The organism is Photobacterium proteolyticum, assembly GCF_001939735.1.
Lineage (GTDB): Bacteria > Pseudomonadota > Gammaproteobacteria > Enterobacterales > Vibrionaceae > Photobacterium > Photobacterium proteolyticum.
Genome location: NZ_MJIL01000059.1, coordinates 28,136 through 43,732 on the forward strand (window position 1 = coordinate 28,136; position 15,597 = coordinate 43,732).

General features: G+C 52.0%; 10 protein-coding genes. 5 read left to right on the plus strand and 5 right to left on the minus strand.

Annotated elements, in window-relative coordinates:
* Positions 1–5 precede the first annotated feature (5 nt).
* Positions 6–1,307 carry an ATP-dependent RNA helicase RhlB gene (gene rhlB, locus BIT28_RS09175; protein WP_075763280.1) on the plus strand — a complete coding sequence of 434 codons (1,302 nt, stop codon included), beginning with the start codon at positions 6–8 and terminating at the stop codon, positions 1,305–1,307.
* A gap of 9 nt (positions 1,308–1,316) precedes the next feature.
* Complete coding sequence (gene gppA / locus BIT28_RS09180; protein ID WP_075763281.1) at positions 1,317–2,807, plus strand: guanosine-5'-triphosphate,3'-diphosphate diphosphatase; 1,491 nt, start codon at positions 1,317–1,319, stop codon at positions 2,805–2,807.
* A 168-nt stretch (positions 2,808–2,975) separates the two neighbouring features.
* Here gppA and prlC read toward each other — a convergent pair whose 3' ends face one another.
* On the minus strand, positions 2,976–5,018 hold the full coding sequence (gene prlC, locus BIT28_RS09185; protein WP_075763282.1) for an oligopeptidase A: 2,043 nt from the start codon (positions 5,016–5,018) through the stop codon (positions 2,976–2,978).
* 217 nt (positions 5,019–5,235) lie between these two features.
* On the opposite strand from prlC, the gene BIT28_RS09190 reads away from it, so the two are divergent.
* From BIT28_RS09190 to BIT28_RS09200, 3 genes are all read left to right on the plus strand, one after another.
* Complete coding sequence (locus BIT28_RS09190; protein WP_075763283.1) at positions 5,236–6,075, plus strand: 23S rRNA (adenine(2030)-N(6))-methyltransferase RlmJ; 840 nt, start codon at positions 5,236–5,238, stop codon at positions 6,073–6,075.
* Between the two features lie 170 nt (positions 6,076–6,245).
* Positions 6,246–7,619, plus strand: a complete 1,374-nt coding sequence (gene gorA, locus BIT28_RS09195; RefSeq protein ID WP_075763284.1) for a glutathione-disulfide reductase — start codon at positions 6,246–6,248, stop codon at positions 7,617–7,619.
* A 635-nt stretch (positions 7,620–8,254) separates the two neighbouring features.
* Positions 8,255–9,622 carry a YjiH family protein gene (locus BIT28_RS09200; RefSeq protein WP_075763285.1) on the plus strand — a complete coding sequence of 456 codons (1,368 nt, stop codon included), beginning with the start codon at positions 8,255–8,257 and terminating at the stop codon, positions 9,620–9,622.
* 428 nt (positions 9,623–10,050) lie between these two features.
* On the opposite strand, the gene BIT28_RS09205 is transcribed toward BIT28_RS09200, so the two are convergent.
* The 4 genes from BIT28_RS09205 to BIT28_RS09220 form a co-directional block, all read right to left on the minus strand.
* Complete coding sequence (locus BIT28_RS09205) at positions 10,051–10,992, minus strand: ABC transporter permease (protein WP_075763286.1); 942 nt, start codon at positions 10,990–10,992, stop codon at positions 10,051–10,053.
* Positions 10,993–10,995: 3 nt separating this feature from the next.
* Entirely contained in the window at positions 10,996–11,973 is a 978-nt protein-coding gene (locus tag BIT28_RS09210) for an ABC transporter permease (protein WP_075763287.1), read from the minus strand.
* Between the two features lie 108 nt (positions 11,974–12,081).
* A complete protein-coding gene (locus BIT28_RS09215; RefSeq protein ID WP_075763288.1) occupies positions 12,082–13,635 on the minus strand; it encodes an ABC transporter substrate-binding protein in 1,554 nt (517 codons plus the stop codon).
* 113 nt (positions 13,636–13,748) lie between these two features.
* Positions 13,749–15,467 carry a dipeptide ABC transporter ATP-binding protein gene (locus tag BIT28_RS09220; RefSeq protein ID WP_075763289.1) on the minus strand — a complete coding sequence of 573 codons (1,719 nt, stop codon included), beginning with the start codon at positions 15,465–15,467 and terminating at the stop codon, positions 13,749–13,751.
* Positions 15,468–15,597 lie beyond the last annotated feature (130 nt).

Sequence of the window (15,597 nt, forward strand, 5' to 3'; positions counted from 1 at the left end):
TACGAATGAAGACGACTCACATCACAGAGCAGAAATTTGCCGACCTGGGGTTAGACCCTCAGGTTTTACAAGGATTGGAAGCCAAAGGTTTCCATAATTGTACGCCGATCCAGGCGCTGGCATTGCCGGTAGTGCTCACCGGCCGAGACATTGCAGGTCAGGCTCAGACTGGTACAGGGAAAACCCTGGCCTTCCTGACTGCGACTTTTAACTACTTGTTGCTAAACCCGGCAGCGGAGGACCGCAAAACCAACCATCCCCGTGCCATCATTATGGCACCTACACGCGAACTGGCAATCCAGATTTACAACGATGCCAAACCATTGCTTGAAAGCACGGGCCTGAAAGCCGGCCTTGCCTATGGCGGTGAAGCGTACGAGAAACAGCAAAAAACACTGGAAGCCGGTGTGGATATCCTGATCGGTACCTGTGGCCGTATCATCGATTTCTACAAACAGCGCGTGATTGATCTGCGCTCGATTCAGGTTGTTGTGCTTGACGAAGCCGACCGCATGTTCGATCTGGGCTTTATCAAAGACATTCGCTTCTTGTTCCGTCGTATGCCGGCACCAAAGGCACGCCTGAACATGCTGTTCTCGGCTACCTTGTCATACCGGGTAAAAGAGCTGGCGTTTGAGCATATGAACAATCCTGAAAGCGTGATTGTCGAACCAGAGCAAAAAACGGGACACCGTATTCAGGAAGAACTGTTCTACCCGTCAAACCAGGACAAAATGTGTCTGCTACAGACCCTGATTGAAGAAGAGTGGCCAGATCGTGCCATCATTTTTGCCAACACCAAACACCGCTGTGAAGATATCTGGGCGCATCTGGCAGCCGACAAGCACCGCGTAGGCCTGCTGACCGGCGATGTACCGCAGAAAAAACGTGTCCGTATTCTGGAGCAGTTCACCCAGGGTGAAGTAGATATCCTGGTTGCAACCGATGTCGCAGCCCGAGGCCTTCATATCCCTCAGGTAACGCACGTATTCAACTACGATCTGCCTGACGATGCAGAAGATTATGTCCACCGTATTGGCCGTACAGGCCGTGCCGGTGCCAGCGGTCACTCAATCAGCTTTGCCTGTGAGCAATATGCGATTAACCTGCCGGCTATCGAGACCTATATCGAGCATGCGATCCCGTTATCCAAATACGATGGCGATGCCCTGCTGGACGATTTGCCAGCGCCGGTAAGCATCCCGCGTTCACCACGCCAGGGCGGAAACCGTCGCAATAATTCATCTCGTCAGGGTCAGTCGCGCCAACGTAACCGTCGCCGCCCGCAGCACCAAAAACAACAGTAAGATATGTCTATGGAAAGAACAGTATCACCTCTGTACGCCGCGATAGATTTGGGGTCGAACAGTTTTCATATGTGGATTGTGCGGGAAGTCGCCGGCAGTGTGCAGACACTGGCCAAGATCAAGCGCAAGGTCCGCCTCGCTGCAGGCCTCAACAGCCAGAATGAGCTGAGTGAAGAAGCCATGCAGCGCGGATGGGACTGCCTGAGCCTGTTTGCAGAAAGACTGCAGGACATCCCCGACGACAACATCCGCATCGTCGGCACAGCTGCGCTGCGTACGGCCGTAAACTCAGATACTTTTCTTTCTAAGGCCAAAGATATTCTTGGCCATAGCATCGAAATCATTCCCGGTGAGGAAGAAGCCAGGATTATCTACCAGGGGGTCGCCCACACCTCAGGCGGGTGCGGCAAACGCCTGGTAGTTGATATCGGCGGCGCCAGCACCGAGGTTATTATCGGTGAAGGTTTTGACGCCAGTGCCCTGACCAGCCTGAAGATCGGCTGTGTCACCTGGCTAGAGCGCTACTTCAAAGATCGTTACCTGACGGCAGAAAACTTCGACGCGGCAATCAACGCGGCAAAACATGCGATAGAGCCAATCGTCGAGTCCTACCACAAGCTGGGCTGGGACACCTGTGTTGGTGCCAGCGGTACCGTTCAAGCGCTGCAGGAAATCATGCTGGCCCAGGGGATGGATGAAATCATCACCCTGCAGAAACTCAAGCGCATGCAGCGTCAGGCCATGCAGTACGAACGCCTGGAAGATCTGGATATCGAAGGGCTGACCCTGGAACGCGCCCTGGTATTCCCGAGCGGCCTGTCAATCCTGATTGCGATTTTCGAGTCACTGAATATCCAATCGATGACCCTGGCCGGCGGTGCCCTGCGTGAAGGTATGGTTTACGAGATGATGAGCCAGATGCGCCATCATGATGTTCGTGAGCGTACCTTATTGAGCCTGCAGTCACGCTTCCAGCTCGACAGCCAGCATGCCGATGCCGTTGCTCACACAGCCCTGTCGCTCCTTGGCAGTTGCGAGCAGGCATGGCAGCTAGAGCCGCAGGCCAGATACCTGCTCAATGCCAGTGCCACCCTGCACGAGATTGGTACCAGTATCGAGTTCAAGAAAAGTGGTGACCACGCCGCCTACCTCATCAACAACATCGATCTACCCGGTTTTACCCGCGCCCAAAAGCACCTGATCGCCGAGCTGCTACGCCGCTTCCGTGAACAACTTACCAGTTTACCGGAACAGCATGCCCTCTCGGCCCAAAGTGCTGCACGGATCCTGCGCCTGCTACGTCTGGCCGTGATCCTGTGTCACCGTCGCGACCATAACCACCAGCCACCGTTTACGCTAACCGTCGATGACAACACATTGACCCTCACGCTGCCTGCACACTGGCTCAGCACCAACCCGCTGACCAAGGCAGAGCTGCAGCAAGAAGCCGTTCGCCAGACCGACATGGGCTGGCCGCTGGTTATTGTCGAAAGCAAGTAAAACCACAACAACAAACCGTTCGATCAAAAAAGGCTCCCCAGGGAGCCTTTTTATTCTTTTAGCATGCGTCTGATTTAGCCCTGATTCAAAGAGAAAGCGCGGAGTTGATGCTAATCAATGAGCACTTTCGATACTGAAGCAGGGCTAAATAACCAGTTTGAAATTCAATTAGCCGGTGATGCCAGAATGACGCAGTAAAGCATCAATCTTCGGCTCCCGGCCACGGAAGCGCTTGAACAACGCCATCGGCTCCTCGCTGCCGCCACGCTCGAGGATACAATCAAGGAAATCGGCACCGGTCTCGGTATTGAAGATCCCCTCTTCCTCGAAACGCGAATAGGCATCAGACGACAGCACTTCTGCCCACAGGTAGCTGTAGTATCCGGCGCTGTAGCCACCGGCAAAGATATGGCTAAAGCTGTTCGGGAAACGGCCCCACTCCGGACTTGGCACAACCGAGACGCGAGATTTGATATCCGCCAGGGTATCGAGTACCTGAGCGCCGACTTCCGGATCGTAGTTGGTGTACAGGGTAAAATCGAACAGGCCGAATTCCAGCTGGCGCAGGATGCCCATCGCCGACTGGAAGTTCTTGGCATCCAGCATCTTGTCCAGCATTTCTTTCGGCAGAGGTTCACCGCTCTCATAGTGGCCGGAGATAAACGCCAGCGCCTCTTCTTCCCAGCACCAGTTTTCCAGGAACTGGCTCGGTAACTCGACGGCATCCCACGGCACACCATTGATACCGGACACGGCAGGTGCATCGACCTGGGTCAGCATATGATGGATACCGTGGCCGGTCTCGTGGAACAGGGTGACTACCTCGTCATGGGTAAACATGGCAGGCTTATCACCAATCGGTTTGTTGAAGTTACAGGTCAGGTAGGCTACCGGCTGTTGCAGGCTCCCGTCAGTACGGGTACGACGTACCATACACTCATCCATCCACGCTCCGCCACGTTTGTGCTCACGGGCATAGAGATCCAGATAGAAGCTGCCACGCAGCTCGCCCGACGCATCGAAGATATCGTAGAAGGTCACGCTGTCGTCCCAGACATCGACGCCGTCACGCGGTTTTACATCCATGCCGAAGACACGCTTCAGGACCTCGAACAGGCCCGAGACCACCTTGTGCTCAGGAAAGTACGGACGCAGTTGCTCGTCAGAAATACTGTAACGGTGCTGCTTCAGTTGCTCGGCATAATAGGCAAAATCCCAAGGCTCCAGCGACTCGGCACCGAATTCAGAGGCCGCATAGTCACGCAGCTCGGCAACTTCACGCTCGCCCTGCGGCTTGGCGCGGGTTGCCAGATCATTCAAAAAGCCCAGCACCTGATCCGGCGTTTCAGCCATCTTGGTCGCCAGGGATTTCTCGCTGTAAGTGCTAAAGCCCAGCAGTCGGGCCAGTTCATGGCTCAGCTTCAGCTTTTCTGCAATGATATCGGTGTTATCCCACTTGCCGGCATTCGGGCCACGATCGGAGGCACGGGTCACAAACGCCTCGTACATTTCCTGACGCAGCTCGCGGTTATCACAGTATGTCATCACCGGCAGGTAAGACGGAATTTCCAGGGTAAACAAATAACCGCTCTGATCTTTAGCCTCGGCGGCCGCCTGAGCCGCCTGCAGTGCTGATTCCGGCAAACCGCCCAGCTCGTCAGCGTTGCTCACCAGCTTGCTCCAGCCCATCGTGGCATCAAGCACGTTGTTGCTGAACGTCGAGGCCAGCTCCGACAGACGCTTGCTGATCTCGCCATAACGGTGCTGATCGGCCGCTGGCAGGCCGATGCCCGACAGTTCGAATTCTTTCAGGGCATCGGTGATGGATTTTTGCTGCGCCGGGGTCAGTTGCTCGAAACTCTCATCGGCCTTAATCGCCTTATAGGCTTCGTATAGACCTTTGTGCTGACCCACCCAGGTTCCGTAGTCGGAAAGAATCGGCAGACAACTCTCATACGCCTCGCGCAGCTCGTTGCTATTTTTCACCGCATTCAGGTGGCCAATTGGCGACCAGATCCGGCTCAGACGATCATCGGTCTCGGCCAGCGGGGCACAAATCGTCTCCCAGCTTGACGCGGCTTCATTTGCCAATACCGACTCGACATGGGCACGGCAGTCGGCGATAGCCTGTTCAACAGCGGGCTTGATATGTTCAGGCTTGATTTGGGAGAACGGAGGCAGATCCGTCATGGTTAATAATGGGTTCGACATGCGCTAATCCTTAATTCTTCTATCCCTTATTAGATGTGTCTTCGGGCTTGTAAATTCAATCCCTTAATCGCGGTTTGTGATCGCGCTTATCCTTTCATTTTAACGTGTAATTAACAGCCTGTACGACTAAAGATCTTACCGCTTTCTGGATATTCGCCAACAATCAGCCATAATATGCCCCCTATCCCAACACTGACTACCTGTAGAGATCTCATTCATGCTGAGCTATCGCCACAGTTTCCATGCCGGCAACCATGCCGACGTGATCAAACACATCGTACAAAGTCTGATCCTCGATGCCCTGAAGCAAAAGGATAAGCCATTTGTCTATCACGATACCCACTCGGGCGTCGGCCGCTATGATCTGCAGGATGAACGCAGCGAGAAAACCGGTGAGTTCAAGCAAGGCATCGCCCGCCTATGGTCGCGTGATGACATTCCCACTGACATCACCTCATACATTGATGCGATCAAGGTACTAAACGACAGCGATGATCTGCGCTACTACCCGGGCTCGCCGCGTGTCGCCCGAGCCCAGATCCGCGAGCAGGACCGTATGGTTCTGACCGAGCTGCACCCAACGGACTTTCCCCTGTTGCTGCAGGAGTTCCGTAGCGACCGCCAGGTCAAAATCTACAAGGAAGATGCCTTCCTGAGACTCAAGGCCAGTCTGCCACCGAAAGAGCGCCGTGGTGTCGTGCTGATCGACCCGCCCTATGAGCTAAAACATGAGTACATGGATGTCGTTAACGCCATCGCGGAAAGCTACAAGCGCTGGGCAACAGGTACCTATGCGATCTGGTATCCGGTTGTCTATCGCGAGAATATCGACAAGATGCTGAAAGGCCTTGAAAAGTTGGGAATACGCAAAATCCTGCAAATCGAGCTGGGCGTCGAGCCCGATACCACCGAGCGAGGCATGACCGCTTCCGGGATGATTGTCATCAACCCACCGTGGAAACTGGAAAGCCAGATGCAGGCCATTCTGCCCTGGTTACAGCAGGCTATCGCTCCAACCCATGGTCATCACACCGTGCAGTGGGCAGTACCGGAATAACTGGCTTCGAGCATAATTAACCAAGGCGGGTTCCAGCCCGCCTTTATTCTTTCTTGCCATCAGTTATTACTATCCAGCCCGACTTTCTCGATCCTCCCCTCTCGTAACTCCCTGCGTTCTTGATTACACTAGGTTTAGCTAATAAATCGTAGAATTAAGCGGAGAAAGTCATGGCAAAGCATTTTGATTACATTTGTATCGGCGGCGGCAGCGGCGGTATTGCATCAGCAAACCGTGCAGCAATGTATGGTGCCAAGGTTGCTCTGATCGAAGCCAAAGCATTGGGCGGTACCTGTGTAAACGTCGGCTGTGTTCCGAAGAAAGTTATGTGGCACGGCGCACAAATTGCCGAAGCCATGCACCTGTATGCCAAAGATTACGGCTTTGATGTCGATGTCAAAAAATTCGACTGGAGCAAGCTGGTAGAGAGCCGCGAGGCGTACATCAGCCGCATTCATACCGCGTACGATAACGTACTTGGCAACAACAAGATTGAAGTAATCAATGGTTTTGCCCGCTTTGTTGATCAAAAAGAAGGGGTTGATCAGAAGACCATCGAGGTAAACGGCGAGCACTACACCGCCGATCACATTCTGATTGCCGTCGGTGGCGAACCAACCATTCCTGACGTACCGGGTGCTGAGCACGGCATCGACTCTAACGGCTTCTTTGAACTGAACGAGCAACCAAAGCGCACTGCCGTGATCGGCGCAGGCTATATCGCCGTTGAAATCGCCGGCGTACTGAGTGCACTGGGTACCGACACTCACCTGTTTGTCCGCAAGGAATCCCCGCTACGCAGCTTTGACCCGATGATCATCAATACACTGGTCGAAGTGATGGATGCGGAAGGCCCGACCCTGCACACCCACTCAATTCCGAAAGAAGTGGTCAAAGAAGCAGACGGCTCTGTCACGCTTCACTTCGAAAACGGTGAATCTCACAATACCGACGTTCTAATTTGGGCTATCGGCCGTAACCCGACCACGGACAAAATCAACCTGGCCGCTACCGGTGTTGAGACCAACAACCGCGGCTACATCAAAGTTGACGAGTACCAGCAGACCAACGTCGACGGTATCTACTGTGTCGGCGATATCATGGAAGGCGGTATCGAACTGACACCTGTCGCAGTCAAGGCCGGCCGTCAGTTATCCGAGCGCCTGTTCAACGGCAAAACCGATGCAAAAATGGACTACAAACTGGTACCGACCGTGGTCTTCAGCCACCCGCCAATCGGCACCATCGGCCTGACGGAGCCTGAAGCCATTGCCGAGTACGGCGAAGACAATATCAAAGTCTACCAGTCCGGTTTCACCGCCATGTATACCGCCGTAACCGCGCATCGCCAGCCATGCAAGATGAAGCTGGTATGTGCCGGTCCTGACGAGAAGGTTGTCGGCCTTCACGGCATTGGTTATACCGTTGACGAGATGATCCAGGGCTTTGGTGTCGCGATGAAGATGGGAGCCACCAAGGCAGATTTCGACAGCGTCGTAGCTATCCACCCAACAGGGTCGGAAGAGTTCGTTACCATGCGCTAAGTAACAACAGGCTAGTGGCAGTTTCCACCAGCCTAGATATAAGTCTTCTCTGGACAACCTACCAAGCTGGTTAGATGCCTCACTCTGGCGCATCTAACCAGTTTTTTGTATCTGGCGGCTATCTCTGTTATCAGCTGCTGCCATACATAGGTTCCATTAACCTATGATGAATATCTCCCTCACCACCCATTCAACCAACCAATGAGACCCTGTAGACACATTAACTCGCGACAGGTAAATCTCCAATGGAATGCCGCTGCACCCAGGTCGAGCGTGTCAAAAGGACTTTCTGGCAACGTTTGCTCTATAAAGCCATCTATCGTTGCAAGCAATGCAGAAAGGTTTTCAAATTATAAAGGGAGCAGTGAACGGTGGAGGACATGCCACGGCCTCCATTTTAACTACCTAACAAAGTGCATATCTTGTCATCACACCCCGACTGCAAGTAACTGCAAACAAGCTATTTGACAGAATAAAAGTGAATAAATACACATTAAACACCACAAAGTATTCCATTTCCAAACTAAAAACTGTAATCTTTCACCACCTGATTATGGAAGATCAGTGAATATTTATTCCGAAAGGCATAGAGCAGTTATTTACTCCCAGTCAATACAGTTAGTTAAAGGTCGAGTATGCAGGATCAGGCGATAGCAACATCATCCAGAAACAAAGCCACGTGGCTTATGTTTCTTCTCCCTTCACTGTTAGGTGTGTTTCTGTTCATGGCACCTATCGAATACCAGGACACCCTTACTATTCCTATTGCGGTGCTGGCCAAGTCCGTTCAGGCACTGTTTGACGGTATGCTGACAGCCATCGTGACATTCGTGATCTCCCTGACCGCAGGGGCTGCCATTTTGACCAAACTCTTCCAGCCTCGAGCGATCACCGAGAACAGCTTTTTGAGCGGCCTGCTAAATCCGACACTGCCATGGTTTGTTGTCCAGCAAATGGGTGCCGTGTTCGTCCTGATGACCTTCTTCGGTATCGGCCCTGAAATGATCCATGATGGTGCCACAGGTGGGCTGGTACTCAATGACTTGTTACCTGTTCTGTTCTCGGTATTTCTGTTCGCTGGCCTGCTGCTACCGCTTCTGCTGAACTTCGGCCTGCTTGAGTTTGTCGGCGCCCTGTTTACCCGCATCATGCGCCCACTTTTCAATCTGCCGGGACGCTCTGCCGTTAACTGTATCGCCTCATGGCTGGGTGACGGTAGCGTCGGTGTGCTGATGACCAGCAAGCAATACGAGAGCAAGATTTACACCGAGCGTGAAGCTGCAGTGATCGGTACCACATTTACAGCCGTTTCCATCACGTTCAGCCTGGTGGTTATCGCTCAGGTTAACCTGGAACACATGTTTGCCCCGTTCTATATGACTGTTTGTCTGGCTGGCCTGGCAGCAGCTGTCATTGTGCCTCGCCTACCGCCGTTATCTTGGAAAAAGGATAAGTACATTGACGGTGCAGACCTTACCGAAGACTACGAAGCCGTACCGGCAGGAAAAACAGTTGTTAGCTTTGGCCTGGAACAGGCACTTAACAAAGCCGCTGAAGTAAAAAGCCTGCGCCATGTCGTCACAGAAGGGGTGAAGAATGCCGTCGATATGATTTTCGGCGTACTGCCTGTGGTAATGGCAATCGGTACTGTCGCACTGGTGATCGCTGAAAATACGCCGGTATTCAGCATCCTCGGACTGCCATTTATTCCGTTTCTGGAGCTACTGCAAATTCCTGAAGCAACAGCAGCTTCCGAGACCATCGTGGTCGGTTTTGCCGATATGTTCCTGCCGTCAATTCTGGCATCCGGCATCGAAAGCGATCTGACTCGCTTCGTCATTGCAGCAATGTCTGTGACCCAGTTGATTTATATGTCGGAAATCGGTGCCCTGCTGATCGGCAGTAAAATCCCGGTTAAGCCATGGGAGCTGTTCATGATCTTCATCTTGCGTACTATCGTTACCCTGCCGGTCATCGCGCTGATGGGACACCTGTTCTTTTAACCGAGAATTATCCTTCATACAAAAAGCCAGCTGCCTGTCAGCTGGTTTTTTATTGTCCCTTTACCAGCTCCAGCAACTCCCTCAGCATCCCCCCATATCAGTACATCAATATCAAAACCTTAACCTCATTAAGCGGTACCCTCTTCACGCGAGCTGCTGTTCACTTTCCCTCATGACGTTATCAGTTCCTCTATAAGAAGCGTCTTCCTGTGCCCGGTAATAACGTCCATCTCTGTTTACATTTATGCATCTTTCACTGATAAGCCTTTCTCACTGATATCAGTCTACTGTGTGCTCATACTTAGAGAACAAGGAACCTGGCCTTGGTGAGGCACACAGGAACAATGAATGGCGGTTGGCTTACCCTCGGCGATATCGTCAGACATAAAAAAAGCGGCCAGTTGGCCGCTTTCTCATACACTTGCCGGTTACCCTTTGTAAATCTTCGGGTTGAAGACATCACGTAGCCAGTCACCCAGCAAGTTGATAACCAGCACTAGGGTCACCAGTACCAAACCAGGGAAGGCGGTGATCCACCATGAACCCGAGAAAATGTAGTTAAAGCCGATACTGATCAGCGAGCCGAGTGACGGCTGATCAACCGGCAGACCTAACCCGAGAAAAGACAGGGCGGCTTCGGACATAATCGCATTCGCCACCTGTACGGTCGAAATAACCAGTATTGGCGACAGGCAATTCGGCAGAATATGGCGGAACATGATACGAGGCGCCTTAAAGCCCATAACACGAGCGGCCTCGACATACTCTTTCTTCTTCTCGGCCAGTACCGAGGCACGCACTGTCCGCGCGTACTGCGGCCATTCAGCCACCCCGATAATCACCACCAGCATCACCACCGCATACTGGGCAAATAGCTCGGCACCGAGTGCGGTACGGAAGATAGCCGATACGATGATAGCCACCATCATGGTCGAGAACGACAGCTGGACATCGGCAAAACGCATCAGGAAGCTATCGACACGGCCCCCGAAATAACCGGCACTCAGACCGATCACGACACCCAGTATCAACTGCAGGCCAACCGCCAGCAGACCAATCGTCAGCGATAGACGTGAGCCGTAAAGCATAGTCGAGAAAATATCTCGTCCCTGATCATCGGTACCCAGCAAGAAACGACTATCGCCCTCCTCCATCCATGAAGGCGGCAACTCGGAGTCCATAATATCGATGGTCGACAAGTCATACGGGTTTGTCGGGGCCACCCATGGTGCCAGGACTGCCGAGACCACAAAAACCATAAATACCGCAAAGCTGAACATTGCCACTTTGTCTTTGAGAAAATAATACAGAATGTCCGATTGCTTAAAGCGTTCCCAACGGCTCGGCGCTGCTACTGTCGTACTACTCATGACTTACTCTCCTTTGCCAGTCAGATTGACAGTCGGGTTAACCAGGCCATATAGCAGGTCAACAATGGTATTGGTGACCACAAAAATCAGGCCAACAAAAATTACGTATGCGGTGATCAGCGGGGTATCGACACGGTTAATCGCCTCGAGGAACAAGAAGCCGGTACCCGGCCACTGGAACACGGTTTCGGTCAAAATGGTATAGGCTACCATGGTACCTATCTGCACGCCGCCTACCGTCAGCACCGGTAGCATGGTATTTTTCAGTGCATGCTGATAATAAATTTTGTTCATCGCCAAGCCTTTGGCCTTGGCAAACTTGATGTATTCCGAACTCAGAACTTCCAGCATTTCCGAGCGGACTAGGCGTATAAACAGCGGCAGCATGATTGATGCAAGAGCCACACAAGGCAACACGAGGTGGCGAAGTCCGTCGAGGGTAAAGAAGCCTGACTCCCAGCCAAGAAGGTTATAGGTCTCGCCCCGACCGAAAGAAGGCAGCCAGCCAAGTTCAATCGAAAAGACATACATCAGCATGATCGCTGTCAGGAACACAGGGATCGAGATCCCGATACTACTGAAAGCCATCACCACTTTGGTAAACAGGCTATTGGGGTGGATAGCGGAATAGACCCCAAGTGGTATCGACACCACTATAATGATTAGCGTTGCCCCGAAAACCAGCTCCAGCGTCGCGACTAGTTTGTCGAGAATAACGTCTACTGCCGGGCGCTTAAAGAAGTAAGATGTCCCTAAGTCTCCCTGGATGGCATTGCCGAGAAAACGGCTGTATTTGGCTACAAACGGGTCGTTCAAACCCAACTCATCACGTAGTTGTTGACGTTCAGCTTCTGATACCGACTGCCCCACCAGCTCGCGCAACGGGTCGCCAAGGTTATCCTGAATGGCAAACGCCACCAGACTGATCACAAACATCACTATCAGTGCCTGAAACAGGCGCTTGACCAGAAACGTAAACATTCCTTGCCCCTTTTATCATCCTGAAAATCAGTGCCGGAAAACCCTTTCCGGCACTCAGCTTACTTTATTGCTTGATTTCTTGGTGACTTAACGTCTTATAACAAGTCGTTAGTCGACAACAAGATCACCAAAATATGGCATTACCATCGGGTTTACGATGTCAGCAGCATGGACGTTTGACTTAGCGCCCCATGCTTCACTCTGCCAGTGTAGAGGAACAAACGCAGCCTCGTTGTACAGTGTTGCTTCCACTTTCTGCAGGATCTCAGCACGCTTGGCCGGATTAGTCTCTACGTTTGATGCTGTAACCAGCTTATCAACCTCAGCATTAGAATAGTGGCCACAGTTGTACTGGCCTTTACCGGTTTCCTCGTTACGCGTCATGGTCAGGAACTCAGAGAAGTTCGCTGAGTCCTCTGTATCCGAGTGCCAGCCGATCATCATCATGTCAGCCGCACAGACATCAAACTCTGGCCAGTATTGCGCTTTTGGCAACGTCTTCAGATCTACCTTGATGCCAATTTTCGATAGCATCGCCGCAGCAGCCTGTGCCACCTTGGCATCATTCACGTAACGGTTGTTCGGTGCCATCATGGTCAGCTTGAAGCCTTTCTCATAACCGGCTTCTTTCATCAGTTGCTTGGCTTTTTTCAGATCGTAACGTGGAACCAGCTCTTCACTGTAGCCCGCGTAACCAGAAGGCCCTTGTTGACCAGCCGCTGTCGCGAAGCCTTTCATGATTTTCTTCACGATGCCTTCGTTATTGATCGCATGCACAATTGCCTGACGTACACGTACATCCTTCAGCGCTTCGTTGCTGCTCTGGTTCATCTGGAAGGTGATAATACGAGTACCCGGCAGAGTAACCAGGTCGATACCCTTAGCACTCTTAACACGCTTATGATCATTCGGCGCAACCGGATGAATCATATCTACACCGCCAGAAAGCAGCGCAGCAACACGGGTGGCATCTTCTTTGATTGGTAGCAAGGTCAGCTTATCAACATTACCTTTGGACTCTTTGTCCCAGTAATCGGCAAAACGCTCAAACTCAACCTTCACACCCTGCTCACGGGCTGTAACGATAAAAGGACCGGTACCGGATAAATTGGTGGAGGCAAACGAGTTACCGTGCTTAACTAGCTCAGCTTTATCTCTACCGTCTTTTGTTTTACCGGTATAGAACTTGCTGTCCATCGGGAAAATGTAAGTTGCAGTCTGCAGTACCAGCGGGTAAGGACCGGAAGAAATCAAATCGATCGTGTAATCGTTAACTTTCTTAAGCTCGGTATACGGTTCGAAGATCGCTTTAAAGTCTGGCGAGCTCTTCAGACGATTGAATGTCCATACCACATCATCTGCGGTCATGACGTTGCCTGAGTGGAACTTCACACCTTCACGAAGCTTAAAACGGAAAGTGGTGTCGTCGATACGCTCCCAGCTTTCAGCCAGACGCGGCTCAAAATCCATCTCTTGGGTAAAACGTACCAGGGGATCAAATACCATATGGGACAGTTGCAGCGTGCCACCGGAAAGCTGCTCATGCGGATCCAGCGATACAGGGTCAGCACTATAGCCAACTTTGATGTCAGCTGCTGCTGCACTAAAACTGAGGCCTGCGGCCATTAAAGCGACTGCCAGCTTGGTCTTGATGGTTTTCATTGCATAGCTCCTTTATGCGGGGGAGATAACTCCCTTGCCGTTGTGTTTGCTTGTTATTGGTTCTTGCATATACCAGCCCCTGCCACCGCGTCTCAGGCGATGGCGGCAGAGGGTTAAGCTAACTTCAACCCTTCTTGGCTCATGCCTTTAAACTCTGGCATCAGCGAGATAAGTTGTTTGCTGTACTCATGCTGTGGTGCGGTAAACAGCTGCTCGGTCGGCGAGACTTCCAGCAGTGTGCCCATTTGCATCACACCGATGCGGTCACACATCTGTCGGATCACCGGCAAATCGTGGCTGATAAACAGCATGGTAAGGTTCAGTTCATCCTGCAGATCTTTTAACAGGTTCAGAATCTGTGCCTGTACCGACACATCCAGTGCCGATGTCGGTTCATCACAGATCAACAGGCGAGGACGGGTTGCCAGGGCACGGGCGATAGAGATACGCTGGCGCTGGCCACCGGAGAATTCGTGCGGATATTTCACTCCTGAAGCTCGGCCCAAACCCACATGATCCAGCAAATCATTCACGATTTGGCGGGTCTGCGCTTCGTTGTCAGTCAGCTTGTGGAAACGAATCGGCTCGGCAATGATGTCGAAGATCTTCATCCGCGGGTTCATCGAGGTATACGGGTTCTGAAACACCATCTGCATCTGGCGACGCAGCGGACGGCGCTCGGCCTCGCTCTTCAGAGCGGTAAGGTCAATCCCTTCGAACACCACCTTGCCGGAGTTTGGCGGATACAGGCCAGCGATCACCCGGGCAATGGTCGATTTACCGGACCCGGACTCGCCAACCAGACCAAATGTTTCACCTTCGAAGATTTCAAAGCTGACATTATTAGACGCCTGAACATATTCACGGCGGCTTTCAAAGAAAGAGTTCTTGGTGATAAAGCGCAAATTGACATTTTCAACCTGCAACAAAGCACCGTTATAGCTGCGCTGATCTTCACTCTGGCCCAGCCAGTGGTTCTTGACGTCCAGCTGGGTCATTTCCTGCGCTTCTTCAATGTAGCTGACCAGCGGGAAACGCTTCAGCTTCACATCAGAACGCGGTACCGCAGAAATGAGGCTCTGGGTATAGGGGTGATTCGGACGGCCTAACACCTGCTCGGTCGCACCAATTTTAACCAGATCGCCACGGTACATCACCGCAACACGATCCGTCACATTGGAAACAACCCCCATGTCATGGGTGACGAGCATACAACCAACGTTTTTCTTAACGCAGAGTTCACGAATAAGATTGAGGATTTGGTCCTGAATCGAGACATCCAATGCCGTGGTAGGCTCATCGGCAATAATCAGATCAGGCTCACCCGCCAGTGCAATCGCAATCACCACTCGCTGGCGCATACCGCCAGAGAACTGATGGGGATACTGCTTGATCCGCAGTTCAGGCTGAGGAATACCTACCTGCTCCATTAAACCCAGAGCGCGAGTATAGGCCTCTTCCTGACTCACCTGTAAATTAGTGATGATCGTTTCTGTCAGCTGCTGCTCAACCGTAAACAGAGGATTCAGTGATGTCATCGGATCCTGAAAGATAAAACCAATTTTCGACCCGCGCACTTTTCTCATCTGCTCAGGCGTTAAACCTGACACCTTTTCACCGTCGAGATACACATCACCACTGGCGATTTGTCCCGGCGGGCTCAGCAGATCAATCACAGCATTACCGACTGTAGATTTACCTGCGCCTGATTCTCCCACCACACCGACTATTTCACCACGCTCAATCGAGAACGACAGTGATTTCACTGCGGCATGAACACCATGACGAGATGGATATTCAATACGGAGATTTTTAACTTCTAATAATGCCATTACCAGACCCCAACTGCTTGGCAGCGTTCTGCCCTGTCTGAAAAATTGAATCCTTTCATTTCCAGCACAAATTGCTGAATACATGTTAAGCAGTCAATTTGGCAAAAATTTCACAGAAAATCAACAAAAC

Excerpts from the sequence above, each read along its gene's own strand:
- BIT28_RS09215 (WP_075763288.1), bottom strand. The coding sequence starts at position 13,635 with ATGAAAACCATCAAGACCAAGCTGGCAGTCGCTTTAATGGCCGCAGGC.
- BIT28_RS09210 (WP_075763287.1), bottom strand. The coding sequence starts at position 11,973 with ATGTTTACGTTTCTGGTCAAGCGCCTGTTTCAGGCACTGATAGTGATG.
- BIT28_RS09205 (WP_075763286.1), bottom strand. The coding sequence starts at position 10,992 with ATGAGTAGTACGACAGTAGCAGCGCCGAGCCGTTGGGAACGCTTTAAG.
- BIT28_RS09190 (WP_075763283.1), top strand. The coding sequence starts at position 5,236 with ATGCTGAGCTATCGCCACAGTTTCCATGCCGGCAACCATGCCGACGTG.
- BIT28_RS09200 (WP_075763285.1), top strand. The coding sequence starts at position 8,255 with ATGCAGGATCAGGCGATAGCAACATCATCCAGAAACAAAGCCACGTGG.
- BIT28_RS09220 (WP_075763289.1), bottom strand. The coding sequence starts at position 15,467 with ATGGCATTATTAGAAGTTAAAAATCTCCGTATTGAATATCCATCTCGT.
- gppA (WP_075763281.1), top strand. The coding sequence starts at position 1,317 with ATGGAAAGAACAGTATCACCTCTGTACGCCGCGATAGATTTGGGGTCG.
- prlC (WP_075763282.1), bottom strand. The coding sequence starts at position 5,018 with ATGTCGAACCCATTATTAACCATGACGGATCTGCCTCCGTTCTCCCAA.
- gorA (WP_075763284.1), top strand. The coding sequence starts at position 6,246 with ATGGCAAAGCATTTTGATTACATTTGTATCGGCGGCGGCAGCGGCGGT.
- rhlB (WP_075763280.1), top strand. The coding sequence starts at position 6 with ATGAAGACGACTCACATCACAGAGCAGAAATTTGCCGACCTGGGGTTA.